27 protein-coding genes and 1 riboswitch (1 of these 28 only partly in view) are annotated in these 26,635 nt (G+C 48.1%); of the genes, 25 read left to right on the top strand and 2 right to left on the bottom strand.

The genetic code is table 11. The annotated features are described in order from the left end of the window. Positions 1–534 precede the first annotated feature (534 nt). Complete coding sequence (gene rnhC, locus V7126_RS05030) at positions 535–1,476, bottom strand: ribonuclease HIII (protein ID WP_175075732.1); 942 nt, start codon at positions 1,474–1,476, stop codon at positions 535–537. A gap of 150 nt (positions 1,477–1,626) precedes the next feature. On the opposite strand from rnhC, the gene zapA reads away from it, so the two are divergent. The 14 genes from zapA (at position 1,627) to V7126_RS04960 (ending at position 17,469) form a co-directional block, all read left to right on the top strand. Continuing rightward, complete coding sequence (gene zapA, locus V7126_RS05025) at positions 1,627–1,884, top strand: cell division protein ZapA (RefSeq protein WP_006637920.1); 258 nt, start codon at positions 1,627–1,629, stop codon at positions 1,882–1,884. A gap of 8 nt (positions 1,885–1,892) precedes the next feature. Beyond that, positions 1,893–2,426 (top strand): CvpA family protein, encoded by a 534-nt coding sequence (locus tag V7126_RS05020; RefSeq protein WP_046131929.1) that lies wholly within the window; start codon positions 1,893–1,895, stop codon positions 2,424–2,426. Positions 2,427–2,546: 120 nt separating this feature from the next. Beyond that, positions 2,547–4,262, top strand: a complete 1,716-nt coding sequence (gene polX / locus V7126_RS05015) for a DNA polymerase/3'-5' exonuclease PolX (protein WP_175075731.1) — start codon at positions 2,547–2,549, stop codon at positions 4,260–4,262. A 16-nt stretch (positions 4,263–4,278) separates the two neighbouring features. Continuing rightward, complete coding sequence (locus V7126_RS05010; protein ID WP_175075744.1) at positions 4,279–6,636, top strand: endonuclease MutS2; 2,358 nt, start codon at positions 4,279–4,281, stop codon at positions 6,634–6,636. A gap of 17 nt (positions 6,637–6,653) precedes the next feature. After that, positions 6,654–7,058 carry a DUF350 domain-containing protein gene (locus tag V7126_RS05005; RefSeq protein ID WP_046131931.1) on the top strand — a complete coding sequence of 135 codons (405 nt, stop codon included), beginning with the start codon at positions 6,654–6,656 and terminating at the stop codon, positions 7,056–7,058. Between the two features lie 222 nt (positions 7,059–7,280). Further along, positions 7,281–8,960: an AMP-binding protein gene (locus V7126_RS05000; RefSeq protein WP_175075730.1), complete on the top strand. Its 1,680-nt coding sequence runs from the start codon at positions 7,281–7,283 to the stop codon at positions 8,958–8,960. 137 nt (positions 8,961–9,097) lie between these two features. After that, positions 9,098–9,694 carry a TetR/AcrR family transcriptional regulator gene (locus V7126_RS04995; RefSeq protein WP_175075729.1) on the top strand — a complete coding sequence of 199 codons (597 nt, stop codon included), beginning with the start codon at positions 9,098–9,100 and terminating at the stop codon, positions 9,692–9,694. 2 nt (positions 9,695–9,696) lie between these two features. Continuing rightward, the gene (locus V7126_RS04990) at positions 9,697–10,473 is read left to right on the top strand and encodes an enoyl-CoA hydratase (RefSeq protein WP_175075728.1); all 777 of its coding nucleotides are present in this window, start codon (positions 9,697–9,699) and stop codon (positions 10,471–10,473) included. 31 nt (positions 10,474–10,504) lie between these two features. After that, positions 10,505–11,278: an electron transfer flavoprotein subunit beta/FixA family protein gene (locus V7126_RS04985; protein ID WP_175075727.1), complete on the top strand. Its 774-nt coding sequence runs from the start codon at positions 10,505–10,507 to the stop codon at positions 11,276–11,278. Between the two features lie 39 nt (positions 11,279–11,317). Continuing rightward, on the top strand, positions 11,318–12,295 hold the full coding sequence (locus V7126_RS04980) for an electron transfer flavoprotein subunit alpha/FixB family protein (protein ID WP_216899127.1): 978 nt from the start codon (positions 11,318–11,320) through the stop codon (positions 12,293–12,295). Between the two features lie 179 nt (positions 12,296–12,474). Beyond that, complete coding sequence (gene trxA, locus V7126_RS04975; protein ID WP_003184189.1) at positions 12,475–12,789, top strand: thioredoxin; 315 nt, start codon at positions 12,475–12,477, stop codon at positions 12,787–12,789. Between the two features lie 145 nt (positions 12,790–12,934). Then, on the top strand, positions 12,935–14,707 hold the full coding sequence (uvrC, locus tag V7126_RS04970; protein ID WP_046131937.1) for an excinuclease ABC subunit UvrC: 1,773 nt from the start codon (positions 12,935–12,937) through the stop codon (positions 14,705–14,707). 63 nt (positions 14,708–14,770) lie between these two features. After that, positions 14,771–14,952: riboswitch (Lysine riboswitch) on the top strand. A gap of 143 nt (positions 14,953–15,095) precedes the next feature. After that, on the top strand, positions 15,096–16,328 hold the full coding sequence (locus V7126_RS04965) for an aspartate kinase (RefSeq protein WP_046131938.1): 1,233 nt from the start codon (positions 15,096–15,098) through the stop codon (positions 16,326–16,328). A 112-nt stretch (positions 16,329–16,440) separates the two neighbouring features. After that, a complete protein-coding gene (locus V7126_RS04960; protein ID WP_175075725.1) occupies positions 16,441–17,469 on the top strand; it encodes a site-2 protease family protein in 1,029 nt (342 codons plus the stop codon). A 74-nt stretch (positions 17,470–17,543) separates the two neighbouring features. On the opposite strand, the gene V7126_RS04955 is transcribed toward V7126_RS04960, so the two are convergent. Beyond that, positions 17,544–17,987: a YslB family protein gene (locus V7126_RS04955; protein WP_046131940.1), complete on the bottom strand. Its 444-nt coding sequence runs from the start codon at positions 17,985–17,987 to the stop codon at positions 17,544–17,546. A 304-nt stretch (positions 17,988–18,291) separates the two neighbouring features. On the opposite strand from V7126_RS04955, the gene V7126_RS04950 reads away from it, so the two are divergent. The 11 genes from V7126_RS04950 to rph all read left to right on the top strand — a co-directional run. Further along, a complete protein-coding gene (locus tag V7126_RS04950; RefSeq protein WP_216899129.1) occupies positions 18,292–18,900 on the top strand; it encodes a succinate dehydrogenase cytochrome b558 subunit in 609 nt (202 codons plus the stop codon). Between the two features lie 33 nt (positions 18,901–18,933). After that, on the top strand, positions 18,934–20,697 hold the full coding sequence (gene sdhA / locus V7126_RS04945; RefSeq protein ID WP_046131942.1) for a succinate dehydrogenase flavoprotein subunit: 1,764 nt from the start codon (positions 18,934–18,936) through the stop codon (positions 20,695–20,697). After that, positions 20,694–21,458, top strand: a complete 765-nt coding sequence (gene sdhB, locus V7126_RS04940) for a succinate dehydrogenase iron-sulfur subunit (RefSeq protein WP_046131943.1) — start codon at positions 20,694–20,696, stop codon at positions 21,456–21,458. The genes sdhA and sdhB overlap by 4 nt, the downstream gene beginning before the upstream one ends. Positions 21,459–21,517: 59 nt before the next feature. Further along, positions 21,518–21,976 (top strand): acyl-CoA thioesterase, encoded by a 459-nt coding sequence (locus V7126_RS04935; protein ID WP_175075723.1) that lies wholly within the window; start codon positions 21,518–21,520, stop codon positions 21,974–21,976. 18 nt (positions 21,977–21,994) lie between these two features. Then, positions 21,995–22,162 (top strand): SDR family NAD(P)-dependent oxidoreductase, encoded by a 168-nt coding sequence (locus V7126_RS04930; protein ID WP_254416523.1) that lies wholly within the window; start codon positions 21,995–21,997, stop codon positions 22,160–22,162. Further along, positions 22,141–22,674, top strand: a complete 534-nt coding sequence (locus V7126_RS04925) for an SDR family NAD(P)-dependent oxidoreductase (RefSeq protein WP_335497044.1) — start codon at positions 22,141–22,143, stop codon at positions 22,672–22,674. The genes V7126_RS04930 and V7126_RS04925 overlap by 22 nt, the downstream gene beginning before the upstream one ends. Before the next feature lie 187 nt (positions 22,675–22,861). Next, the gene (gene gerE / locus V7126_RS04920) at positions 22,862–23,086 is read left to right on the top strand and encodes a spore germination transcription factor GerE (protein ID WP_003184172.1); all 225 of its coding nucleotides are present in this window, start codon (positions 22,862–22,864) and stop codon (positions 23,084–23,086) included. A gap of 162 nt (positions 23,087–23,248) precedes the next feature. After that, complete coding sequence (locus tag V7126_RS04915; RefSeq protein ID WP_175075691.1) at positions 23,249–23,692, top strand: MarR family winged helix-turn-helix transcriptional regulator; 444 nt, start codon at positions 23,249–23,251, stop codon at positions 23,690–23,692. 7 nt (positions 23,693–23,699) lie between these two features. Continuing rightward, positions 23,700–24,524: a glutamate racemase gene (gene racE, locus V7126_RS04910; protein WP_082094146.1), complete on the top strand. Its 825-nt coding sequence runs from the start codon at positions 23,700–23,702 to the stop codon at positions 24,522–24,524. Between the two features lie 159 nt (positions 24,525–24,683). Further along, entirely contained in the window at positions 24,684–25,793 is a 1,110-nt protein-coding gene (locus V7126_RS04905; protein WP_175075690.1) for a GerMN domain-containing protein, read from the top strand. Positions 25,794–25,915: 122 nt separating this feature from the next. Continuing rightward, positions 25,916–26,635, top strand: the 5' portion of a protein-coding gene (rph, locus tag V7126_RS04900) for a ribonuclease PH (protein WP_335497011.1). 57 nt of this gene lie beyond the right edge of the window; only the first 720 of its 777 coding nucleotides appear in the window; the start codon lies at positions 25,916–25,918; its stop codon lies beyond the right edge, outside the window.

Here is a 26,635-nt window from a genome sequence, read left to right as displayed (position 1 = left end):
CTGCTTTTTTACTTGATTATGATGCCGGGATGCCAATGGACCGTGATCTCAGGACGTACCTTTTGCTGCCCCTGTTTTTCAATGCTCTTTAAGAAGGGTTATGATAATGGGCTTGATTTATGTGGAATATCTCAGTGATTCCAATATAACTAAGTACATACCATAATAAAGCAAAGCTTAATCAGGAGAACCTGTTATAGAAGGTGACTGCCGTGACACCGAAGAATAGAAATATTTGTAGAATGGTTACTCTTATTGGGAGCTAGCATAAAAAATTAATGAAAATGACAGAGAAATAATCCTTATGATCATGAAGATCATTATGTCTTGCCAAGACGATACACCCATTCCGTTTCGAATATTTACTGTAAATGGATCGATGATAAGAATATTGTCAGTTTCATCGTGAAAAGCCGGGATTAATGCAGGATATAGCCGCGAGCAGAAATACTCCCCGGAACCCCGGGAATTTGTGCTTCCTGCCAAAACCGCCGGGAACCCCTGCAAGTCAGAAGTTCCCGCTGTTTGGCACATTCAGATTTTCGACGCCAGCCGCTTTGCTTTCTCCGTATTCGCAAAGTGGCGTTTCGTGAAATGGCCGAGCGCTGCTTCGCCGTGTTTCTTGATCAGCTTTGCGGCCGCTTCATCGACGAGCGGTCCCGCTCCTTTCGGAAGCGTCATGCCGGCTTCTTTTGAAAGCTTGTTCATTTCCATTAAAAATGAATAGCGCGCGATGATCGAAGCGGCGGCGACGGACAGGTGAATGCCTTCCGCTTTTGTGCTGAAATATGTACGTTCTTTGATCGCGTTTCTGCCGGCCAAGTGTTTAAAATAAACGGCCGGTTCTGCGAACTGGTCGATTAAAATTGCTTCAGGCCGGGTTCCGTCAAGTTTATTCAGAAGGTTTGTGATCGCCTGGTTGTGCAGGAGGGCTTTCATTTTCCCTTGGCTCATGCCTTTTTCCTGCAATTCATTGTATTTTTCGTTTTTTAACACGAGCAGGCTGTATGGGACCGTCTTGATGAGGTCGCGGGCGATTTCGACGATTTGCGGATCTTTTAAATGTTTGGAATCCTTGACGCCGAGCTCTTGCAGAAGCGGAAGCTTTGTTTTATCCGCGTACACGCATGCGACTGTCATCGGACCGAAGTAATCTCCGGTGCCGACTTCGTCCGAGCCGATGACAGACATTGAGCCGATGCCTTCAGGCGGCTGATAAAGAGAAGCGGTACGCGGTTTGGCAGCGGATTTTGCTGCTGCTGGTGCTTCGGCAGAAGCCGCCCACCGTCCGGCTTCTGTTTCGGCGTTTTTTCCCTGAAACAGCACCTTTCCGGATTTATATGCCGTAATGGTGCAGCCTTGGGGCTTCGCCTGAAAAACCGCTCCCTGCACAGAAAGGGAGGTGATGTCGGAACGGTAATGGCTTTTCATGCGTTCAATAACAGACTGGGGAAGTTTTAAAACTGAATGTGACACGGTTTAATCTCCTTTTTTAGCCGGTAAAACAGGCTTTTTCACACGTTTTTATAAGTGTATCATAACAGCGGAGGGCTCGTCTTTCCATTCAATCTCTAAACATGTTATGATAGAGTCTAGGATTCTCGTTGCAGGAATGGAGGAGAAACGTTGTCTGATGGTCGAAAAACGAAAACAACAGTTGACATCTACGGTCAGCAATTCACAATTGTCGGCGATGAAACGAAAAGCCATATGAGGCACGTTGCCTCAATTGTCGATGATAAAATGAGAGAAATCAATGAAAAAAATCCGTATCTTGACATAAATAAACTCGCCGTTTTGACGGCGGTAAATGTTGTGCATGATTATTTGAAGCTGAAGGAAGAATTTGAGAGATTGAAAGGACAAATTAAAGAAAAGGATTGAACATCAAGATGCTAGATATCATCATTATTGTTTTGCTTTTGTCCGGTTTGTTTATCGGTCTGAAAAGAGGATTTATCCGCCAGTTTATCCGTTTGGTGACGTTTATCGCAGCGATTGCCGTGGCGGGGATCTATTACCGCGACCTTGCGCCGAAGCTGAGCTGGATTCCGTCGCCGGATTTCACGGGCGGGCAGTCCGCGCTTACATTTATCAACGGAAGCATTGAAAATGCCTACTATAATATGATTGCGTTTCTGATTCTCTTTTTCCTGACGATTATCCTATTGAGAATTGCGGCATCATTTTTGGATGCTGTCGCGCAAATCCCGGTTCTTAAACAAATCAACCAAATTCTCGGAGCTGTGCTCGGTTTTGCGGAGATTTACCTGTTCATTTTCATCGTCCTGTTCGTCGGATCGCTGCTGCCGATCGACGTTCTGCAAAACATGATGGCCCACTCCGTATTGGCTGATATGATTGTAAATAAAACCCCGTATTTATCAAACTTGTTAAAGAATCTGCCGGTTCAGTACGGATCTTAAAAACTTCTCTTTTCGGAGAAGTTTTTTTTTCCGGCTGCAATTTGTCGAATGATTGTAGGATCAGCCAAAAATTTGTATGATGGAATCAGGTGAACACGGGGAAATAAGAGGTGAAACATATTGCATAAAAAAGATGTCATCAGATTGCTTGAAACGATTGCGATTTACATGGAGCTAAAAGGGGACAACCCGTTTAAAATATCCGCTTTCAGAAAAGCCGCCGCGGCGCTTGAACAAGATGACCGCAGCCTTTCCGAAATCGATGATATGATGTCGCTTTCCGGGATCGGCAAAGGGACGTATGCCGTCATTAAGGAATATATGGATCACGGGGCATCGAGCACGCTTGAACGTTTAAAAGAGGAGGTTCCGGAAGGGCTTGTTCCGCTTTTGAAGCTGCCCGGTCTCGGCGGCAAAAAAATCGCCAAGCTCTACCAGGAATTGGGCGTCTGTGACGCGGAATCATTAAAAGAGGCCTGTGAGCAGCAAAAGGTTCAGGGGCTGGCCGGATTCGGCAAAAAAACGGAGGAAAAAATCCTTCAGGCTCTCGGAGAAGCCGGAAAACGTCCTGAACGGTATCCGATCGCGGCGGCGCTCGCCGTTGCCGAGGTGATTGAAGGGCAGCTTGAAGGGATCCCGGGACTGATCAAGTTTTCGCGCGCCGGAAGCCTCAGACGGGCCAAAGAAACCGTGAAAGATCTGGACTATATCATGGCCGTCACAGATCCGGCCCTGGTCCGCGAGGGGCTCCTGAAGCTGTCAAACATTAAAGAGGTCATTGCCAGCGGTGATACGAAAGTATCGCTGACATTTGCGTTTGAATACGAAATCAGCGCCGATTTCAGGCTTGTGACCGAAGAGCAGTTTCCGACGACGCTCCACCATTTTACAGGATCAAAAGATCATAATATTAAAATGCGCCAGCTCGCCAAAGAAAGAGGCGAAAGAATCAGCGAGTACGGAGTCGAGACGGTTGAAACGGGAGATATTCAAACGTTCTCAAGCGAAAAAGAGTTTTTCGCCCACTTCGGATTGCCCTTTATTCCGCCTGAGCTGAGGGAGACCGGCAAAGAAGTCGATGAGTACAGAGACGATATCGGACTGATTACCTCAGATGATATCAAAGGGGATCTCCATATGCACTCGGCATGGAGCGACGGCGCGTTTTCGATCAGGGAAATGGCCGAAGCCTGCATGGCAAAAGGATACAAATATATGGCGGTCACCGATCATTCGCAATATTTAAAAGTCGCAGGCGGCTTAACGCCGGAAAGGCTGCGCATGCAAGCGAAGGAAATTGACGAACTGAACAAAGAATTTACCGATTTTCACATATTCAAAGGCGTTGAGATGGATATACTGCCTGACGGATCACTCGATTATGACGATGAGCTGCTGGCGGAAATGGATCTTGTGATCGCTTCCATCCATTCAAGCTTTTCACAGCCGGAGCACGTCATCATGAAACGGCTCGAAAACGCGCTGAAAAATCAGCACGTCGATATTATCGCCCACCCAACCGGCAGGCTCATCGGAAGACGGGCCGGCTATGAAGTCGATATCGACCGGCTGATCGAACTCGCCAAAGAAACGAATACGGCGTTGGAGCTGAACGCCAACCCCGCGAGGCTCGATCTCAGAATGGAGCATTTGCTCAAAGCGAATGCCGCAGGGGTGACGCTTGTCATTAATACGGACGCCCACAACACGTCGATGCTAGACGATATGGAAACGGGCGTTACGGCAGCGAGAAAAGGATGGACCCCGAAAGCGAACGTACTGAATGCCCGTTCGCTTGACGAAGTCCGCGCGTTTTTGTCTCGCCGCCGATCTTAAGGAGGTTTAATTGATTTTGCAGCAAAAAGCGCTATCAGCACTCGAATTTCATAAAGTAAAAGAGCAGCTTGCAGAGCATGCGGCATCTTCTTTAGGGAAGGAGATGCTCTTTGACCTGAAGCCTTCCCGCTCATTTGAGGAGGTCAAAAAGCTCCTGGAAGAAGTCGATGAGGCGGGGACTGTCCTGCGCCTGAAAGGCAGCGCCCCTTTCGGCGGGCTGTCGGACATCAGAAAAGCGGTCAGAAGAGCCGAAATCGGCAGCATCTTAAGCCCGGCCGAGTTTACGGAAATATCAGGTCTGTTATACGCCGCCAAACAGATGAAGCATTTTCTCGAAAGTTTGTTTGAAGACGGCGTTGAGATTCCTCACCTTCATCAGTATGCGGAACAGCTGATTCCGCTGTCAGACTTGGAGAAAGACATTAACTCGTGCATCGATGACCACGGAGAGGTCCTTGACCATGCATCAGAGACCCTAAGGGGAATCAGAACGCAGCTGAGGACGCTCGAATCAAGAATCAGAGACCGTCTGGAAGCGATGCTCCGGTCCTCTTCAGCGCAAAAAATGCTTTCAGACACGATCATTACGATTCGAAACGACCGTTTCGTCATCCCCGTTAAACAGGAATACAGGTCAAGCTACGGGGGGATTGTGCATGACCAGTCATCTTCCGGGGCTACGCTGTTTATCGAGCCCCAGGTCATCGTCGATATGAACAATTCGCTCCGCCAGGCGAAAGTAAACGAAAAGCAGGAGGTCGAACGGATTTTGCGCGTGCTGACGGAAAAAACGGCGGAGCACACGGATGAACTGTTACACAATGTAAAGATCCTGCAAACCCTCGATTTTATTTTTGCAAAAGCGAAATATGCGAAGGCGACGAAGGCAGTCAAGCCGGCCGTCAATAGAGACGGCTATGTCCGCTTCATCCGGGCGCGCCATCCGCTTTTGCCCGCCGATCAGGTCGTTCCGAACGATATCGAGCTCGGCGGTGATTATACAACGATCGTGATCACGGGCCCGAATACGGGCGGAAAAACGGTTACGCTGAAAACGCTCGGCCTTTTGACCTTAATGGCCCAGTCCGGACTTCACGTTCCGGCTGAGGAAGGCTCGGAAACCGCGGTGTTTGATCAAGTATTTGCGGACATCGGGGACGAACAGTCGATCGAGCAAAGCTTGAGTACGTTCTCATCACACATGGTGAACATCGTCGACATTTTAAAGGACATGACGCCAAACAGCCTGGTACTGTTTGACGAACTCGGTGCCGGAACGGATCCGCAGGAAGGAGCGGCGCTTGCGATCAGCATCCTTGACGAAGTGTGCCAGACCGGCGCCCGCGTCATTGCGACGACCCACTACCCGGAGCTGAAAGCGTACGGCTATAACCGTGAAAATGTCATTAATGCAAGCGTCGAATTTGACATCGAAACATTGTCTCCAACGTATAAGCTGCTGATCGGGGTGCCGGGGCGAAGCAATGCGTTTGAAATATCGAAGCGACTCGGCTTGCCTGAGCGCTTGATCGGCCGCGCGAAAGCCGAAATGACGGCTGAGCACAATGAGGTCGATACGATGATTGCCTCGCTTGAAGACAGCAAAAAGCGCGCGGAAACGGAGCTGGCTGAAACCGAAGCGATCCGTGCGGAAGCGGAAGCCCTTCACCGCGATCTGAAAAAACAGATCAGCGAGTGGCAGGAGAAAAAAGACAGGCTCTATGAGGAAGCGGAGCAGAAAGCTGCCGAAAAGGTCAAGGAAGCGATGAAGGAAGCCGAAGACATTATCCAGTCGCTCAGAATGATAAAAGACGAGCAGAAAACGTTTAAAGACCACGAATTGATCGAGGCGAAAAAGCGCCTTGAAGAAGCGGTGCCTTCTTTTGAAAAAACAAAAAAGCCCGTTCAGAAAAAAACGGACAAGCGTACGTTGAATCCGGGCGACGAGGTCAAGGTTCTCACCTTTGGCCAAAAAGGAACGCTGCTTGAAAAAACAGGTGCTGACGAATGGAACGTGCAAATCGGCATCCTGAAGATGAAAGTGAAAGAAAAGGATCTTGAATTTTTGAAATCGGCGCCAGAACCCGAAAAGCAGCAATCGATCGCCAAAGTCAAAGGCAAGGATTATCACGTATCGCTTGAGCTCGACCTCAGGGGAGAACGCTATGAAAACGCGCTCCACCGGGTTGAAAAATATCTGGACGATGCGGTTCTCGCCGGATATCCGCGGGTATCGATCATTCACGGAAAAGGAACGGGCGCTCTCAGGAAAGGCGTTCAGGACCTCTTGAAAAACCACCGCAGCGTGAAAAACTCCCGGTTCGGCGAAGCGGGAGAGGGAGGATCAGGAGTTACGATTGTCGAACTAAAATAAAAAGGGAGTCTGGAAACATGAAAGAGTTTTGGGAAAATGATCTCGTGGAAATCGCCGCCTACTACAGCGTTTCCGTTCTTTGCCTGGTCATCTTCTTGACCGTATTCGAACTCGTCACCACGTATAAAAACTGGGAGGAGATTCAAAAAGGAAACATGGCGGTGGCGATGGCCACGGGCGGGAAAATTTTAGGCATCGCCAACGTTCTGCAAAAGTCGATCAGCCAGCACAATTCCCTTCTGCAAATGATGGGGTGGGGATTGTTCGGCTTCATGCTGCTTTTGATCGGCTATTTCATTTTCGAATTCCTGACGCCTCGATTCAGAATTGACAAGGAAATCGAAAACGACAACCGAGCCGTCGGTTTCATTTCATTTGTGATCTCCGTCGGCCTGTCATTCGTCGTGGCCGCCGGAATCTAAAGGGGACAGACATGGAGAAATTAGCGAAAATCCTGTTTTGCGCTGCCGGGGTATTTGTAATCATCGGTCTCATTTATATGTTGTTTTACGCTTAAGAAAAAAGACGCTTTCAGAGGCTGGTACCTTTGGCGTCTTTTTCTTTATTTAAAAAAATCATTACGTTCTGAAAATTGTTTTGATATACTGAAATCGAGACTATATTTTGTTTAAAGGGGGGATCTTATGCCGACTGAAAAGCCGTGGCTGCTTCACTATCCAGAACAAATTCCTCATGACCTCCAGTTTGAAGATCAGACACTGCACTCCATCCTGCAACAATCCGCCCGACAGTTTTCTGAAAAAACAGCGATTCATTTTCTCGGAAAGAAACGAACGTATCAGCAAGTATATGAAGAAGCGTTAAAAATGGCAGATTATTTATTGATGCTCGGCATGAAAAAAGGAGACAGGGTATCAATCATGCTGCCGAACTGTCCTCAGGCCGTCATCGCGTACTACGGCGTACTCTTCTCCGGCGGGATCGTCGTCCAGACGAATCCTCTCTACACGGAAAGAGAGCTTGAACATTTGCTGAAAGACAGCGGAGCTGAAATGATCATTACCCTTGATGTGCTGTACCCGGCGGCTTTCAAAATGAAAGCGTTAACAAACGTGAAGCATATTATTGCAACGGGAATTAAAGATTACCTGCCTTTTCCGAAAAATTTGCTGTATCCGTTTGTCCAAAAAAAGCAGCAGCGGTTTTCGATCGAAATCGCGGAAAACGAAACGACGCATCTGTTTCGGACGATCATGAAGCGCCCCGTCCCTCCGCATCCGCCGGAAATCGGCATTGATCCCGCTCACGACATCGCGGTTTTGCAATATACTGGAGGCACGACAGGAACTCCGAAAGGCGTCATGCTCTCCCACCGAAATATTTTAGCCAATTTGGAAATGTGTGCGGCATGGTTTTACCGATTAAAAAAAGGAAACGAGAAAGTGCTCGGCATCGTTCCGTTTTTTCACGTATACGGGATGACGGCAGTCCTCAACTTTACGATCAGGCAAGGGTATGAAATGGTCCTTTTGCCGAGATTCGATGCAGAAACCGCCTTGAAGACGATCGATAAAGAAAAGCCGACCATATTTCCCGGCGCGCCCACCATTTATATCGCCCTGTTGAACCATCCTGATCTCAAGCGGTATGATCTGTCGTCCATCAAAAGCTGTTTAAGCGGATCGGCAGCATTGCCCGTCGAGGTCAAGCAGCAGTTCGAAAACATTACCGGAGGCAAGCTTGTTGAAGGTTACGGACTGTCTGAAGCGGCGCCCATCACCCATGCCAATTTTATTTGGGACAAAAATAAAGCGGGAAGCATAGGCTGTCCGTGGCCCGGCACAGACGCCGCCATCTTTTCGGAAGACACGTGCGGTTTTCTGGAGCCTTATGAGCACGGAGAAATCGTTGTGAAAGGCCCGCAGGTCATGAAAGGGTACTGGAACAACTGTGAGGAAACGGCAGCCGTTCTCCGTGACGGCTGGCTTTTTACCGGGGATATCGGATACATGGATAAGGACGGCTTCTTTTACATCGTCGACAGAAAGAAAGACATGATCATTGCCGGCGGCTACAACATTTACCCACGCGAAATCGAAGAGGTGCTTTACGAGCACGAAGCGGTGCAGGAGGCGGTCGTAGCGGGAATTCCCGACGAATACAGGGGAGAGACCGTGAAAGCCTTTGTCGTTTTAAAAGAACATGTTACAATTACGGAAAAGGAATTGGACGAATATGCCAGATCGCGCCTTGCTCCTTACAAAGTTCCGAAGGTCTATGAGTTCAGGGACGAACTTCCGAAAACGGCGGTCGGCAAGATTTTAAGAAGGGCGCTCGTTCAAGACGAAAAGGCGAACGTATAATATCCTGATCAGCCGTCTGCCGCCGGCGGCGGATCGGGAAGAAGTTCTTTTCTAGCGCTTGACAAAGCGCGTCATTTTATTTACGATTAAGTCATGAATGAATACTCATTCATTTAAGCGGAAAGGAACGAAACCAATTGAAACAAAAGCGACCAAAGTATATGCAGATCATCGACGCAGCTGTTATTGTGATTGCAGAAAACGGATACCATCAGGCACAGGTTTCAAAGATCGCGAAGCAGGCCGGCGTGGCGGACGGGACCATTTATCTTTATTTTAAAAATAAAGAAGATATTCTCATTTCGTTATTCAAAGAGAAAATGGGCCAGTTTATCGAGCAGATGAATGAAGAGATGAAAGCGAAGCACTCGGCGACCGAGAAGCTTGCGCTGTTCATCAAGAAGCACTTTGAGCTGCTCAGCGGCGACAGGCACCTGGCGATTGTGACCCAGCTTGAGCTGAGGCAGTCGCACCGGGAGCTGCGCCTGAAAATCAATGAAATTCTAAAAGGTTATTTAATGATTCTGGAGGACATCATCACCGAGGGAAAAGAAGCTGGCGAATTTCAAGATAAGCTTGATGTGCGGCTGGCGAAACAGATGATTTTCGGGACCGTCGATGAGACTGTCACGACCTGGGTGATGAATGATCAAAAATACGATCTGCCGCAGCTGGCAGACAGCATTCACGAATTGCTGATACACGGTTTCAGCAGGAAGAAGGAGGAGAAATAATCATGAGGACAATAACTGTTGCGACAGACGGCCATGTTGCCGTCATCACGATTCAGCATCCGCCTGCAAATGCGCTTTCCACAAAGGTCCTTGACGATCTGTCAGCATGTCTTGATCAGCTTGCCTCAGACAACAATGTCAGAAGCATTATCATTCACGGTGAAGGAAGATTTTTCTCAGCGGGTGCGGATATTAAGGAATTTACCGAATTGATGGACGGATCGGATTACTCGGCCCTTGCCGACAAAGGACAGCAGATGTTTGAAAAGGTCGAATCGTTTCCAAAGCCGATCATCGCCGCCATTCACGGCGCAGCGCTTGGCGGCGGGCTTGAGCTGGCGATGGCCTGCCATATCCGGATCGCTGAGGAACAGGCAAAGCTCGGCCTTCCAGAGCTGAATCTCGGCATCATTCCGGGGTTTGCCGGAACACAGCGCCTTCCGAAATACGTAGGCACTGCCAAAGCGCTCGAAATGATCGGAACGTCTGAACCGATTTCCGGAAAGGAAGCGTTTGAATACGGCCTTGTCACCATCCTGGCGAAAGATGAAACCGAAGTGCTTGAGAAGGCAAAAGAGCTGGCCCGTAAATTTGCTGAGAAAAGCCCGAAAACATTGGCTTATGTCATCGAGCTGCTCCATTCAAACAAGGTGTATTCGTATGAAGGAAGCCTGAAGCTTGAAGGAAAGCACTTTGGCGACGTATTCCGTTCAGAAGATGCAAAAGAAGGGATCCAGGCCTTTTTAGAGAAGCGCAAGCCGCATTTCAAAGGGGAGTAACAAGCGCGAAAACAAGGGGGATAAAGCGAATATGAACATTTATGTCTTAATGAAGCGCACGTTTGATACGGAAGAAAAAATTCACATTGAACAAGGGGAAATCAGCCGGGACGGAGCGGAATTTATCATCAATCCGTACGATGAATACGCGATTGAAGAGGCGCTCCAATTAAAGGAGAAGCACGGCGGCGAGATCACGGCCGTCACCGTCGGTGAAGAGGAAGCTGAAAAGGAACTCAGGACGGCTCTGGCGATGGGGTGCGACAAAGCCGTTTTGATCAACATTGAAGACGATTTGGAGGAAGCTGATCAATATACGGCGTCAGCCATCCTTTATCATTATTTAAAAGACCGCGATTATGACATCATTCTCGGCGGAAATGTGGCGATTGACGGCGGATCCGGACAGGTCGCGCCGCGGCTGGCCGAGCTGCTCGGCATTCCGTGCGTCACGACCATTACAAAGCTTGAGGTAAACGGCAGCGATGTTGAAGCAGAACGCGACGCAGAGGGAGACCTTGAAGTCGTGCAAACGTCTCTTCCGCTTGTTGCGACCGCTCAGCAAGGGCTAAATGAACCGCGCTATCCTTCGCTTCCCGGTATCATGAAGGCGAAGAAAAAGCCTCTTGAAGAGCTTGAGCTCGATGACCTCGATCTTAATGAAGAAGACGTAGCCGCGAAAACAAAGGCGATTGAGCGCTTTCTGCCTCCGAAAAAAGAAGCCGGCAAAATCATTGAAGGTGAGCCGGAAGAGCAGGCAAGAGAGCTCGTGTCACTGCTCAGAAGCGAAGCCAAAGTGATTTAAGGGAGAAACACGGTCATCAAAATACAGGGGGAAACGGATATGAGCAAAAAAGTTATCGTATTGGGAGAATGCCGGGACGGCGCATTAAGAAATGTCACCTTTGAAGCCATAGCCGCGGGAAAAACGATCGCCGAAGGGGGAGAGGTGGTCGCGGTTCTGATCGGAGAAGACGTTTCAGATTATGCAGGCGAACTGATCCATTACGGCGCTGACAAAGTGCTGACGGCCGAGGACCCGCTCCTGAAAAACTATACATCTGACGGTTTCGTGCAAGCGTTTATGCCGATATTGGAAAAAGAAGAGCCGGATGCAATCATTGCCGGGCACACATCAGTGGGAAAGGATTTTACGCCGAAAGTTGCTGCCCGCCTTGGTACAGGGCTGATCTCAGATGCGATCGACGTCAGTGTGGCAGGCGGAAATGTCGTCTTTACGCGGCCGATTTATTCGGGGAAAGCGTTTGAGCGGATCGTTTCTGACGATGATACGATTTTTGCGACGATCAGACCGAACAACATCTCGCCGCTCGCCAAAGATGAAAGCCGGACGGGACAAGTCGAAAGCGTTCCGGTCAAGGTTGCCGATATCAGAACGATCATCAGGGATGTCGTCAAGAAAACGTCTGAAGGCGTTGATTTGTCAGAGGCGAAAATTATCGTCGCCGGCGGACGCGGCGTGAAAAGCGAAGACGGCTTTAAGCCGCTTAAGGAGCTTGCCGATGTGCTTGGAGGCGCGGTCGGAGCCTCGCGCGGGGCGTGTGATGCAGATTACTGCGACTATTCCCTGCAGATCGGGCAAACCGGAAAAGTCGTCACGCCCGATCTTTACATCGCCTGCGGCATCTCGGGAGCAATTCAGCATCTCGCCGGCATGTCAAACAGCAAAATCATCGTCGCGATCAACAAAGATCCCGAAGCCGATATTTTCAAGGTTGCGGACTACGGCATTGTCGGAGATTTGTTTGAAATCGTCCCGCTTTTGACGGAGGAATTTAAAAAGCTCATCGTCAGCGCATAACGGGCCGGCCTATACGGGCCGGCTTTTTATATAGGCACATTCCGCCCCGGGTGAAAATAACATAGGATAGGTGTAAAACTTTGCAGATAGGGAAACGTAAACTCAAGCAATATGTTAGCGTGAACCAAAGGGAGATGCTATACTAAAAAGCATAATTTCACAATTGGAGGAATGAAAGAATGGCTATCGTAAAAGCAACTGACCAAACATTTTCATCTGAAACAAGCGAAGGCGTCGTACTTGCCGACTTCTGGGCACCTTGGTGCGGACCTTGTAAAATGATTGCGCCTGTACTTGAAGAGCTTGACCAAGAAATGGGAGACAAACTGAAAATCGTAAAAATCGATGTTGACGAAAACCAGGAAACAGCCGGCAAATACGGCGTCATGAGCATCCCGACTCTGCTTGTGCTGAAAGACGGCGAAGTTGTCGAAACATCTGTCGGCTTCAAGCCGAAAGAAGCGCTTGAAGAGCTTGTCAACAAACATTTGTAATATAAAACGAGAAAAAGGCGATTCCCAAGGGGATCGCTTTTTTCATACGATCCCGCTTTCTTAAGGACCTCTAATTGTGGAGAACGTGTGGTCGCCCGTGGTAAACTAAAAGCAAGTAAAACGCCGAAACAAGGAAGGATTTTTGATGAATAAAACGATCAAAGAAAAGCTTGCCCTTCTTCCTGATCAGCCGGGCTGCTACCTGATGAAGGACAGACAGCAGACCGTGATCTACGTCGGGAAAGCGAAAATATTAAAAAACAGGGTCCGCTCTTATTTCAGCGGGTCCCACGATGCCAAAACGCAAAGGCTTGTCAGCGAAATCGAAGACTTTGAATACATTGTCACTTCGTCAAACATCGAAGCGCTGATCCTTGAGATGAACTTAATCAAAAAATACGACCCAAAATATAATGTGATGCTGAAAGACGATAAAAGCTACCCATTTATCAAAATTACGAATGAACGGCATCCGAAACTGATCGTAACAAGGAAGGTCAAAAAAGACAAAGGCCGCTATTTCGGACCCTACCCGAACGTGCAGGCCGCCAGGGAAACGAAAAAACTGCTCGACCGCCTGTACCCGCTCAGAAAATGCGCGAAGCTGCCTGACCGCGTCTGCTTGTACTACCACCTCGGCCAGTGTCTGGCGCCGTGCGTCTATGACGTAACAGAGGAGACGAACAGAGAGCTGACGGAAGAAATCACCCGCTTCTTAAAGGGCGGCTACAGCGACGTGAAAAAAGAACTGGAAGCGAAAATGCTTGAAGCATCGGAGAACCTCCAGTTTGAAAGAGCCAAGGAATACCGCGATCAGATCGCCCATATCGAGTCGACGATGGAAAAACAAAAAATGGCGATGAACGATATGGTTGACCGCGATGTCTTTGCGTACTCGTACGACAAAGGGTGGATGTGCGTCCAGGTCTTTTTCATCAGGCAGGGAAAACTGATCGAAAGAGATGTCAGCATGTTTCCTTTATACAGGGAAGCCGATGAAGAATTTCTTACGTTCATCGGCCAGTTCTACTCCAAAAACAATCATTTTCTTCCGAAGGAAATTTTGGTGCCGGACAGCGTCGACAAAGACATGATCGAGGAGCTTTTGGATGTCAAAGTCCGCCAGCCCAAAAGGGGAGCGAAGAAAGACCTGCTTCTCCTTGCCCATAAAAACGCGAAGCTTGCCTTAAAGGAGAAGTTTTCGCTGATCGAACGCGATGAAGAGCGGACGATCGGCGCGATCGAACGGCTCGGCAAAGCCCTCGGAATCTACACGCCGTACAGAATTGAAGCGTTCGACAACTCGAATATTCAAGGGACGGACCCGGTTTCGGCGATGGTCGTGTTTCTTGACGGAAAGCCGAATAAAAAAGAGTACCGGAAGTATAAAATCAAGACAGTCGAAGGGCCTGACGATTACGCCTCCATGCGCGAAGTCGTCAGAAGGCGGTACACGAGGGTGTTGAAAGAAAATCTGCCCCTGCCCGACTTGATTTTGATCGACGGAGGGAAAGGACAGGTTTCAGCCGCGCTCGATGTACTTGAAAACGAACTGAGCCTCGATATTCCTGTAGCCGGCCTGGTAAAAGACGACAAGCACAGAACATCGAACCTCCTGATCGGTGATCCGCTTGAGATCGTCCGGCTTGAACGGAACAGCCAGGAATTTTATTTGCTTCAGCGCATTCAGGACGAGGTGCACAGGTTTGCGATCAGCTTTCACAGGCAGCTCAGGGGAAAAAGCGCTTTCCAATCCGTTCTCGACGGGATTCCCGGCGTCGGGGAGCAGCGGAAAAAGCGGCTGTTAAAGCACTTCGGCTCGGTCAAAAAAATGAAGGAAGCGAGCGTTGAAGACATCCAGCAGGCGGGCATTCCGCTGAAGACGGCCCAATTGATTTTCGAGGCGCTGAAAAAATAACATTGACTTTTTGCAGGAATCTGATAGAATTTGTACTAATTTCATAATAAGATCGTGTGATATGGTGAAGATAGAGGTGCGAACTTCAAGAGTAGGCTTTCTGAGAAAGGTGGATTTCGATGATGAAAGCTGAAAGGGGAGCGTCGCCGAAGCGGGTAAAAATCCATGCGTTTTATCTGCTGGCTTTACATTGAATAAATGTGAGGCTGTCAAGAAAGTCACTTTCTTGGAGAGCTATCTCGTTGTTTAAGATCATCGGCGCAGTTTGTCGGTTAAAGCAATGAGGGAATTCTCTCATTGCTTTTTTGTTTTTCGCGAACAAACCGCAGATCCGGCTTTCCTCTTCATACATAGCCAAACACGACTGAAAACAAAAAGGGTGGTATATATGGGTCTCATCGTCCAAAAATTTGGCGGAACTTCAGTAGGATCAGTGGAAAAAATCTTAAACGTTTCAAGCCGCGTCATCGAGGAAAAAAAGCGTGGCCATGACGTTGTCGTCGTCGTGTCTGCCATGGGGAAATCGACCGATTCCCTCGTCAGTCTTGCCAAGGAAATCACCGAACAGCCGAGCCGCCGGGAAATGGACATGCTGCTTACGACCGGTGAGCAGGTGACGATTTCTCTCTTGACCATGGCCTTGCAGGAGAAAGGATATAAAGCCGTTTCATATACCGGCTGGCAGGCGGGCATCCAAACCGAAAACATTCACGGCAATGCAAGGATCATCGATATCGCGGCGGCAAGGCTGAAGGAGCGCTTGAAAGAAGGAAAAATCGTCGTTGTCGCCGGATTTCAGGGTGTCACAGAAGGCGGGGAAATCACCACGCTCGGAAGGGGAGGCTCCGATACGACGGCGGTCGCGCTCGCTGCCGCTTTAAAAGCCGATAAGTGCGATATTTACACAGACGTGCCGGGCGTTTTCACGACAGATCCCCGCTATGTCAAAACGGCGAGGAAGCTTGACGGCATTTCCTACGACGAAATGCTGGAGCTTGCCAATCTTGGCGCAGGCGTCCTGCATCCGAGAGCTGTCGAATTTGCGAAAAACTATCAGGTCCCGTTAGAGGTCCGTTCTAGCACTGAAAAAGAAGCCGGAACATTAATCGAGGAGGAATCATCCATGGAAGAGAATTTAGTCGTCAGAGGGATTGCATTTGAAGATCAAATTACGCGCGTCACGGTTTGCGGCCTGTCAAGCGGGCTGACGACATTGTCGACGATTTTTACAACGCTCGCAAAACAAAACATCAATGTCGACATCATCATTCAATCGGTCACAAGCACGAGCCAAACGTCGATATCCTTCTCCGTGAAAACGGAAGACCTGTCAAGAACCGTTCAGGTGTTGGAGGAATACAAAGACGCGCTGCAATATGAGCGGATTGAGACTGAAAACAGACTAGCCAAAGTGTCCATCGTCGGTTCCGGCATGATTTCCAATCCGGGCGTGGCAGCTGAAATGTTCGCCGTGCTTGCCGAAAAAAACATCCAGGTCAAAATGGTCAGCACGTCCGAGATCAAAGTCTCAACCGTGATCAATGAAAACGATATGGTAAAGGCCGTTGAATCATTGCATGATGCATTTGAATTGTCAAAAATCAGCGTTCCGGCCAATTAAATCAGCATCCTGGAGGGTCAACTCCAGGATTTTTTATGTGAGGAATGTGAAATTTGTGTTAATATTGGCACATTGAGGATTTTAGCTGATAAGGAGAGTATGGAATCATATTATGACTGCATTGGTACATAGCATAGGCCCATTGGCCGTCGCAGCAATCGCCAGCATTGCCGTACACGAGCTGGGGCATATCCTTTTCGGGCGGATCGTCAGGCGCAAGGCCGATTGGCTGGCAATCGGGCCGCTCATCATATATAGAGACGGGAAAATCTTATTTCGCTGGAAGCACAAATATTTTGGCGGAGCCGTGTTTTTATACGGTGAAGCCATTACAAACAAGGAAGCGTACCGTAAAGAAAAAATTAAAGCGGCAGTGAGTCTTCTAGGAGGCCCGGTCACAAGTTTTCTGTCGGGATTTGGTTTTCTGTACGCTGGTCAAAACAATGAATACGCTTTTTATTTTGGCATTTTCTCAATTTTAATAGGAACAGGCACACTGCTATTTACGGATGGACTTCCTGCCATTCTCATTTTCACGAACAGCCTGTATGCCTATTATTATTTTTTGAGTGTAGAATTGATGACTTCCAAAGAGGAAAAGCAATTTGATTTTTTGCTGAAGGAATTGAGGGGCGAGCTGCAAAAGGTGAAAGCGGACTCCATTGAGAAGATCAGCCTGACTTGTTTGGGTGCATTGTATTTTTATTTATATTGTTCTCAAATCAATTTTAATATGACAAGCCGAGAAGGAGTAAAAATTCACCAATATATATTGAACGAAATTAAACATAAAGGGCTTGGCATATTCAAAAATAAGCAAAAAAGGTCTGTATTAACCGCCATTGTATATCTGGAAGAAATGAATTTATTAATGGAAGGTAATGCGGAGGCTGCTGAAACGCTGTATGCAAAGCTGGCTGATGCTGATGACCGCCGTTTATATGAGTTAAAGCGCGACGCCGTCATCAAGCAGGACGACAAGGCAAAAAGCCTGTATATCAGCGAATTGCAATCCGATGTATTTAACAGAAATACAATACTCCTTAAAATCGAAGAGGAATTTGTTCAAAAAGCAGGCGAATACATGACGGATGTACGGGGAGAAAGGTCGTGTGTGACGGATGGGAACGCGGAAATGTAACAACATCATACCGGGACAAAAGTCTTGTTATGATAAAAAGGGCTGCATCATATCCGGCAGCCCTTTTTCATGTATTATGCCGGATCTTTCAAATCCCACTTCACCGTCAACACGACTTTTTCGGCTCTTTTTTTCACCTGTTCGTATGACTCGGCGATGTGCTCGTTCATCTGCTGGATTTGTTCGGCGATAAATCCGGCTTCAAGCTGAAAGCAAGGCTCTTTTTGAAATTTGAGACGATTGGAGACCAGCGGGCCTTCCAGTTCAAATTCGAGTTCCTGTTTTTTTGAATGGACCATTGTGAGCGTTCCCCATCCCGCATCATGAAAAAACGCAGGGATATCCTCCCATGATTCGAGCGGGAACTTTCGGGCGAGGTTTTTCCCGGCCCAGTACATCATGTCGGCATAGTCTTGTCCCAGCATATCCGGAAGAACCACTTCCCTGATTAATTCATAGGCATATGCGGAGACTTCCAGCTCTTTTAATTGCGCTAAGTTTGCTTCATATTTATTCATATCCAATGTCTCCCCTCTTTCCTCCGTATATTATAGCTTAAATGGGGCCGAAGATTACAGCGCGGACATGCGTTTTAACAGAAAAAAATTTGATATATTTATATTTTAATAAAATAAAATTTTCTGAAATATAATTAAATATTAGAAAATTTCAATTTATGTACGCGTTTTCTTGACGCCTATTTCTCATAGGAGTAAAATGAAATTGTCATAAAATCTTAACAAAGTGCGATATTTGAAACAGGACGGGGATAGGAGACCTTTCAATTTTTCTGCACTTTTCAACTACTAGGGGGTAAAGCAATTGGCCGGGAACAGAGAATTTGTGTATCGAAGATTGCATTCTTTGCTTGGCGTCATACCGGTTGGCATTTTTTTAATCCAGCATTTGGTTGTCAACCACTTTGCGGCAAGAGGAGAAGAGGCATTTAACAATGCCGCTAGTTTTATGGAAAACCTGCCGTTCAGGTACGCTTTGGAAATCTTCGTGATTTTCCTACCGCTGATTTATCATGCTGTTTATGGTGTATACATAGCGTTTACAGCGAAAAATAATGCGAGCCAATTTGGGTACTTTAGAAACTGGATGTTCGTGTTGCAGCGGATTACTGGAATCATTACCTTAATTTTTGTCAGCTGGCACGTCTGGGAAACGCGGATTGCCGCCCAAATGGGGGCGGAAGTAAACTTTGACATGATGGCTGATATTTTAAGCTCCCCGATCATGCTCGGCTTTTACATTGTAGGTGTCCTTTCAACGATCTTCCACTTTTCAAACGGTTTATGGTCGTTTGCTGTCACTTGGGGAATTACTGTCTCCCCGCGTTCGCAGCGAATCTCCACGTTTGTGACAATGGGAGTCTTTGTTGTGCTGTCCTATGTAGGGCTGAGAGCGATTTTGGCATTTGTGTAAAAGAACTAGATTACTAGAGGGAGTGGGGCTGGCATGAGTAACTCAAGCATTATCGTCGTCGGCGGAGGACTCGCGGGTCTGATGGCGACCATTAAAGCTGCGGAAGCAGGAACAAACGTAAAACTCTTTTCGATCGTCCCTGTGAAACGGTCGCATTCTGTATGCGCGCAGGGCGGAATCAACGGTGCGGTCAATACGAAAGGCGAAGGAGACTCTCCTTGGGAGCATTTTGATGATACGGTTTACGGCGGTGACTTTTTGGCCAACCAGCCGCCGGTTAAAGCGATGTGCGAAGCTGCGCCGTCAATCATTCACCTGCTCGACAGGATGGGGGTCATGTTCAACAGAACACCGGAAGGGCTCCTTGACTTCCGGCGCTTCGGGGGAACGCAGCATCACAGAACGGCATATGCCGGAGCAACGACGGGCCAGCAGCTTCTGTATGCGCTCGATGAGCAGGTTCGCCGTTTTGAGGTCGAAGGACTTGTTTCAAAATACGAAGGCTGGGAATTCCTCGGCGCCGTACTTGATGACGAGAGAACGTGCCGGGGGATCGTCGCGCAAAACTTAACGACGATGGAAATCGAATCGTTCCGCTCTGACGCCGTCATCATGGCGACCGGCGGACCCGGGATCATCTTCGGAAAATCGACAAACTCCATGATCAATACGGGATCAGCGGCTTCGATCGTCTACCAGCAGGGTGCATATTACGCAAACGGAGAATTCATCCAGATTCACCCGACGGCCATCCCGGGAGATGACAAGCTGCGGCTGATGAGCGAATCGGCCCGCGGGGAAGGCGGACGGGTCTGGACCTATAAGGACGGAAAACCTTGGTACTTCCTTGAGGAAAAATATCCGGCATACGGAAACCTCGTGCCGCGCGATATCGCGACACGCGAAATTTTCGATGTCTGCGTCAGACAAAAGCTCGGAATCAACGGCGAAAACATGGTGTACCTCGATCTTTCCCATAAAGATCCGAAAGAGCTTGACATCAAGCTTGGCGGAATTATCGAGATCTATGAAAAATTCATGGGGGACGACCCTCGCAAGCTGCCGATGAAAATCTTCCCTGCGGTTCATTACTCAATGGGCGGACTTTGGGTCAACTACGACCAAATGACAAACATCCCGGGACTGTTTGCCGCAGGAGAGTGCGATTATTCGATGCACGGCGCAAACCGCCTCGGCGCGAATTCGCTCTTGTCCGCGATTTACGGCGGCATGGTGGCCGGGCCGAAAGCCGTTGAATACGTCCAGGGGCTTGAAACATCCGCCGAAGACCTGTCTTCTTCTCTATACGAGTCTTATGTCGGAAAAGAAGAAGAAAAATGGGAGGGCATCATGAAGATGGACGGCAATGAAAATGCTTACGTCCTTCACAAAGAGCTCGGCGAATGGATGACGGACAACGTGACGGTCGTGAGGCACAACGACATGCTTCTGAAAACGGACGAAAAAATCCAGGAGCTTATGGAACGCTACCGCAACATCAATATTAACGATACGGCGAAATGGAGCAACCAAGGGGCCGCATTCACGCGTCAGCTGAGAAACATGCTGCAGCTGGCAAGGGTGATTACGATCGGCGCATACAACCGGAACGAAAGCCGCGGCGCCCATTATAAACCGGATTTCCCTGACCGAAATGACGAGGAATGGCTGAAAACGACAATGGCGAAACATGCTGGCGATTTTGAAGCCCCGAAATTCCATTATGAGGATGTCGACGTTTCATTAATCGCACCGCGTAAACGGGATTACACGAAGAAAAAGGTGGCGAAATCATGAGTGAAAATAAGACAATCAGGTTTATCATCACTCGTCAGGATACATCGGAATCCAGTCCTTACCAGGAAGAGTTCGAAATTGCTTACCGTCCGAACATGAATGTCATTTCCGCTTTAATGGAAATCAGAAGAAATCCGGTTAACGCAAAGGGAGAAAAAACGACGCCCATCGCCTGGGATATGAACTGCCTCGAAGAAGTGTGCGGCGCCTGCTCCATGGTGATCAACGGAAGGCCGCGACAATCGTGCACAGCGCTGATCGATCAGCTTGAACAGCCGATCCGCCTTGAGCCGATGAAAACATTCCCGGTTGTCAGAGACCTTCAGGTCGACCGGAGCCGGATGTTTGATTCATTGAAGAAAGTCAAAGCATGGGTGCCGATCGACGGCACATACGATCTCGGGCCTGGACCGAGAATGCCGGAAAAAAGACGGCAGTGGGCGTACGAGCTGTCAAAATGCATGACATGCGGCGTCTGCCTTCAAGCTTGCCCGAACGTCAATGATAAATCAAGCTTCATGGGTCCTGCCCCGCTTTCGCAAGTCCGGCTGTTCAACGCCCATCCAACAGGAGCGATGAACAAATCGGAGCGGCTTGAAGCGATTATGGGAGACGGCGGCCTTGCCAACTGCGGAAACTCTCAAAACTGCGTGCAGGCATGTCCGAAAGGAATCCCTCTCACAACATCGATCGCTGCATTAAACAGGGATACAACCGTTCAGGCGTTTAAAAACTTCTTTGGAAGCGACAACACGGAATAATGAGAACGCACCTCTTCAGTTTTGAAGAGGTGTTTTCATGATATAAGGGGATGAATAAATTGAAATTTCCTTCATATATTGAGGGGTCATTCGACAAATGGCGCCAGTCGTTTTCCTTTTTTGAAAAGGTGTCTGTCCGTTTTTCGGAAACGGATATGTTCGGCCATATGAACAATGTGACACCGTTCATCTATTTTGAAGAAGCGAGAATTTCTTATTTCAAACATCTTCAGGCGATGGATGACTTAACAGTCAGCCGGACGATTCCTGTCGTTGCAAGCCAGCAGTGCGACTACCTCAGGCAAGTCATGCTCCATGAGAACGTAAACATCGGCGTCAAAACGGCAGCTCTCGGACAAACGTCGCTCACGCTCCATTACCTGGCGGAAAACGAAGCGGGGGTTCCTTGTTTTACAGGAAAAGCCGTCATGGTTCAAATTGCAAGGGATACGGGGAAACCCGAAAGCTGGACAGACGAACAAAAAAACAAATTGTCAGGTTCATTTCCTGAGAAATAATATGCAAGGAGAAAAGAGATGAAGAAAGCAGCGGTGATCGGCGCAAGTTCCGGCATCGGGAGAGAGCTTGCAAAACAGCTGTCAGAGAGCGGTGTTACCGTCGGGCTTGCTGCAAGGCGGGAAGAACTTCTCAAAAAACTTCAGAATGAACTGCCCAACCCCTCATATATCAAAAAGTTGATGTAGCCGACGCTAAAACGACGAATATACTGTTAAAGGATCTGATTGATGAGATGGGACAGGCGGACGCCGTCTTCATTTGTTCAGGTGTCGGCTATACAGAAAGCGAACTCGGCCGGCAAAAGCAAAAAGAAAAGATTGATGTGAATGTATTGGGGTTTGCCGTATGTGCAAATCTGTTTCTCGATCATTTCGTCCAAAACGGACGCGGCCATCTTGTCGGCATCTCATCGATTGCCGCATTAAGGGGAAGCGGATCAGGCGCCTTATGCAGCGCTTCAAAAGCCTTCGTCTCAAATTATATAAAAGGCCTGAGAAGAAAAATGAAAAGCACGGGGGCCGACATCGTCGTCACCGAAATTCAGCCTGGCTTCGTCAACACTACGCTTGCCAAAGGGGAGAGGCTGTTTTGGGCGGCTTCTCCTGAAAAAGCAGCTGAACAAATTCTTAAGGCTGTCCGAAAAAAGAAAAAACACGCTTATATATCAAAAAGGTGGCGGATCATGCCTGGATTTTGAAGTGCATTCCTTAATGGAGGCGGTTTGTCCCGCTGTTTTTCGAAAAAACGAAAAAAAGGTGTTAGCGGTTACCCTTTTCTCCTTCGGAAACGTCACCGACTTCAGGGATGTTTCATATGATATCACGACTATATCGAAACCCATTCGTTTCAGATCAGCTCTCACCTAGCAAGGAGGGTTACAATACTTGAAGGAGAAAGAGTTTCAATCAAAGCCGCTGCTAACAAAGAGAGAAAGAGAAGTGTTCGAATTGCTCGTTCAAGACAAGACAACAAAGGAAATTGCAAGCGAGCTCTTTATAAGTGAAAAAACTGTTCGTAATCACATTTCCAATGCCATGCAAAAATTGGGAGTGAAAGGCCGTTCGCAAGCTGTTGTTGAACTTCTTCGAATGGGTGAGCTAGAGCTCTAAATTGCGCCGGTATTCCTTCTTTTGAAAAAGAAGGGAACCGGTTATTTGTTTTTTCCGGAAGCAGCATATTCATGTGCTTAGTCTTGCAATTTTTGCAGAAAAGAAGGAAAATAGACTCGGGTGTTGTGAAATAAAACGACGAGTTGAGCGAGGTTTTAGCACATGAATACGAAAGCTTCTTTGAACCATATTGTGGATATTGAAAAATCGCTCCGCCATATCGCGGGCATCATTAAGCAAAAAGGAAGAGAAATTCTTACTCAATATTCGATTACACCCCCGCAGTTCGTCGGCTTGCAATGGCTGTATGAATACGGGGATATGACGATCGGCGAGCTATCTCACAAAATGTATCTGGCGTGCAGCACCACGACAGATTTAATTGACCGGATGGAAAGAAATAACCTCGTTGAACGTGTGAAAGATCCGTCAGACCGGAGGGTTGTCCGGATCCACCTTTTACCGGAAGGGGAGCGGATCATTCAAGAGGTTATTCAAAAAAGGCAGGATTACTTGGATAACATGCTAGAAGCGTTTTCTGAAGAGGAAACAGCCGTTTTTGAAAAATTATTAATCAAACTTCAGCAGGAAATGAATAGAAAATGAGGCGATTTTGTTGGATCAACCGATAGGAGTCATCGATTCGGGTGTCGGCGGTTTAACCGTGGCAAAAGAAATCATGAGGCAGCTGCCGAAAGAAAACATCATATATCTCGGAGATACGAAAAGATGTCCGTACGGTCCGCGGGACAGAAAAGAAGTTCTTTCATATACATGGGAAATGACAAATTACCTGTTATCCCGTCATCATATTAAAATGCTCGTGATCGCCTGCAATACGGCAACCGCCATCGCGCTTGAGGACATCAGCCAAACGGTTGGCATTCCCGTGATCGGAGTGGTGCAGCCCGGAGCAAGGGCGGCTATTAAAGTGACGGAAAATCAGCGGATCGGCGTCATCGGAACGGAGAATACAATTAGAAGCGGAGCATACGAAAAAGCGCTGCTTTCATTAAACGGCGATCTCACGGTCGAAAACGTAGCCTGTCCGATGTTTGTCCCATTCGTGGAAAGCGGCAAATTTTTGGATGAAACGGCTGATGAAATCGTCAGGGCTTCGCTGTATCCGCTCAGGGATTCATCCATTGATACGCTGATCCTCGGGTGCACGCATTACCCCATCTTAAAAGAGCCGATTCAGCGCTACATGGGCGAACGCGTCAACATCATTTCTTCAGGTGATGAGACGGCGAGAGAAGTCAGTACGATTTTATCCTACAACGGTTTATTGAACAAAAGCTCGCTTTCGCCTGAACACCAATTTTTCACAACCGGAGATCGAGAACGGTTTAAAAAAATCGCAAACGATTGGTTTGGCTACGACGTAAAGAATGTGAACAGCATCACGATTGAAAAAACAGCTGTAAAAGAGTACTAAACATACATGAAACAAATGAGCATCTTCTCATGCGGAAGATGCTCATTTTGTTTTCTTAAAATGTTCCCCCTCGGGCCCTGAGACCAATTCAAACAATTGGTCTATTTTGCATAAAGGCTCGTATACATAGTAGTACAAACAGTCTTAGGAGGGAAAGGTATGCCGAAAAAAGGGACGATGGGAATCGCGGTGTCTGTGACGGCCTCCGTGCTGCTTCTTTCCGGATGCGGTCTGTTTCAGTCAGATCAGGCATCAGAGGAAATTGATCCGCCGCAGGATATCACATATGTAAAAGAGGAGAAGGATCAAGACCAAACGGATCGGACGAAAGAAAAAACAGATGACCAGGACGGCAAAACGACAAGCGAAAATAAAGCGGAACAAAATGGCGATACGGTCATGAGGGAGCTTTATCTGATCGATAAAAACGGATATGTAACGGCACAGACGCTTCCGCTTCCAAAACAGGAAGGAACGGCAAAACAGGCCCTTGAATACCTCGTTGAAGGAGGTCCGGTCTCAAACATCCTTCCCAACGGTTTCAGAGCTGTGCTGCCGGCGGACACAACAGTAAATGTCGACATTAAAGAAGATGGCACAGCCATCGCCGATTTTTCAAACGAATTTAAAAATTATAAAGCAGAAGATGAACAAAAAATCGTCCAGGCGATCACATGGACTTTAACGCAATTTAACTCCATCGACAAAGTGAAAATTCGGATGAACGGGCACGATTTAAAAGAAATGCCTGTAAACGGCACGCCGCTGCCGGAGAATTTGAGCCGCGAGGACGGCATTAATATTGATACCGCCGGTGTGACGGATATGACAGCCACACAGCCTGTTACCGTATATTATTTAGCCGAGACGGATGAAGGCACATACTATGTCCCTGTTACAAAGCGCGCATCTGACAAAGAAAGCGATCAAGTCACGGCAGCGATTGAAGAACTGACGGAAGGCCCGAGCAAAAAAAGCGGATTGCTGTCGGATTTCCAGGGGGACGTGAAGCTCGAGAGCAAGCCGAAAATTGAGGACGGCCACGTGACGCTCGACTTCAATGAAGCCATTTACGGAAGCGCAGACGGGCAAAAGAAAGTGATTTCCGATGAAGTGTTAAACAGCATCGTGCTGACGGTGACCGAACTGCCGGATGTTAAAAGTGTATCCGTCACCGTAAACGGAAAGGCCGAGCTTGTCAATGAAAAAGGCGAAAAGCTGTCAAAACCGGTTTCAAGGCCGAGCAGGGTGAACACAGGTAGTTTTTAGCCGGAGATTTTTGATATACTATAAAAAAAGAGGTGGGCGTATAGAGCTGCCTCTTTCTTTATTCAGTTTTCGTTGACAGGAAATCTGCGAAATGTTTATGTACATACAATCGGAGGTAAAACATGAGATACGATGGAAGACAAAATGACGAATTGCGCCCTGTTGAGATGGAACTTGACTTCATTACCCATCCTGAAGGATCGGTGCTGATTACCGTCGGCAATACAAAGGTGATTTGCAATGCATCCGTAGAAGACCGCGTTCCGCCGTTTTTGCGCGGAGAAGGGAAAGGCTGGATTACGGCAGAATACAGCATGCTGCCACGCGCCACGAATCAGAGGACGATCAGGGAATCGTCAAAAGGAAAAATTTCCGGACGTACGATGGAAATCCAAAGGCTGATCGGACGAGCTTTGCGCGCGGTCGTTGATTTGGAGAAGCTCGGCGAACGGACGATCTGGATCGACTGTGACGTGATTCAGGCGGACGGCGGAACGAGAACGGCTTCGATCACCGGGGCATTCACCGCGATGGCGCTGGCCGTCAGCCGGCTTATGGAAAACGGGACGCTGAAAACGATGCCGATCACTGACTTTTTGGCTGCCACTTCAGTTGGAATCGACAAGGAGCACGGACTCATTCTTGATTTGAATTATCAGGAAGACTCGGCAGCAGAGGTTGATATGAACGTGGTTATGACGGGGGAAGGCCGCTTTGTCGAGCTTCAGGGAACAGGTGAAGAAGCGACATTTTCAAAAAGCGAACTGAACGGTCTTTTGGAACTTGCCGAAAAAGGGATTGCCGAACTCATCGAAAAACAGAAGGAAGCGCTCGGTGACGCT

This window comes from Bacillus sp. JJ675, assembly GCF_036963165.1.
Taxonomy (GTDB): domain Bacteria; phylum Bacillota; class Bacilli; order Bacillales; family Bacillaceae; genus Bacillus; species Bacillus glycinifermentans.
Note: the sequence above shows the minus strand (reverse complement) of the source record. Positions and strands in the feature narration are given on the sequence as shown.

Coding starts and splice junctions, on each gene's coding strand:
- V7126_RS05020 (WP_046131929.1), top strand. CDS start 1,893: ATGCTAGATATCATCATTATTGTTTTGCTTTTGTCCGGTTTGTTTATC.
- V7126_RS05005 (WP_046131931.1), top strand. CDS start 6,654: ATGAAAGAGTTTTGGGAAAATGATCTCGTGGAAATCGCCGCCTACTAC.
- V7126_RS05000 (WP_175075730.1), top strand. CDS start 7,281: ATGCCGACTGAAAAGCCGTGGCTGCTTCACTATCCAGAACAAATTCCT.
- V7126_RS04990 (WP_175075728.1), top strand. CDS start 9,697: ATGAGGACAATAACTGTTGCGACAGACGGCCATGTTGCCGTCATCACG.
- V7126_RS04985 (WP_175075727.1), top strand. CDS start 10,505: ATGAACATTTATGTCTTAATGAAGCGCACGTTTGATACGGAAGAAAAA.
- V7126_RS04980 (WP_216899127.1), top strand. CDS start 11,318: ATGAGCAAAAAAGTTATCGTATTGGGAGAATGCCGGGACGGCGCATTA.
- trxA (WP_003184189.1), top strand. CDS start 12,475: ATGGCTATCGTAAAAGCAACTGACCAAACATTTTCATCTGAAACAAGC.
- uvrC (WP_046131937.1), top strand. CDS start 12,935: ATGAATAAAACGATCAAAGAAAAGCTTGCCCTTCTTCCTGATCAGCCG.
- V7126_RS04965 (WP_046131938.1), top strand. CDS start 15,096: ATGGGTCTCATCGTCCAAAAATTTGGCGGAACTTCAGTAGGATCAGTG.
- V7126_RS04960 (WP_175075725.1), top strand. CDS start 16,441: ATGACTGCATTGGTACATAGCATAGGCCCATTGGCCGTCGCAGCAATC.
- V7126_RS04955 (WP_046131940.1), bottom strand. CDS start 17,987: ATGAATAAATATGAAGCAAACTTAGCGCAATTAAAAGAGCTGGAAGTC.
- sdhA (WP_046131942.1), top strand. CDS start 18,934: ATGAGTAACTCAAGCATTATCGTCGTCGGCGGAGGACTCGCGGGTCTG.
- sdhB (WP_046131943.1), top strand. CDS start 20,694: ATGAGTGAAAATAAGACAATCAGGTTTATCATCACTCGTCAGGATACA.
- V7126_RS04930 (WP_254416523.1), top strand. CDS start 21,995: ATGAAGAAAGCAGCGGTGATCGGCGCAAGTTCCGGCATCGGGAGAGAG.
- V7126_RS04915 (WP_175075691.1), top strand. CDS start 23,249: ATGAATACGAAAGCTTCTTTGAACCATATTGTGGATATTGAAAAATCG.
- V7126_RS04905 (WP_175075690.1), top strand. CDS start 24,684: ATGCCGAAAAAAGGGACGATGGGAATCGCGGTGTCTGTGACGGCCTCC.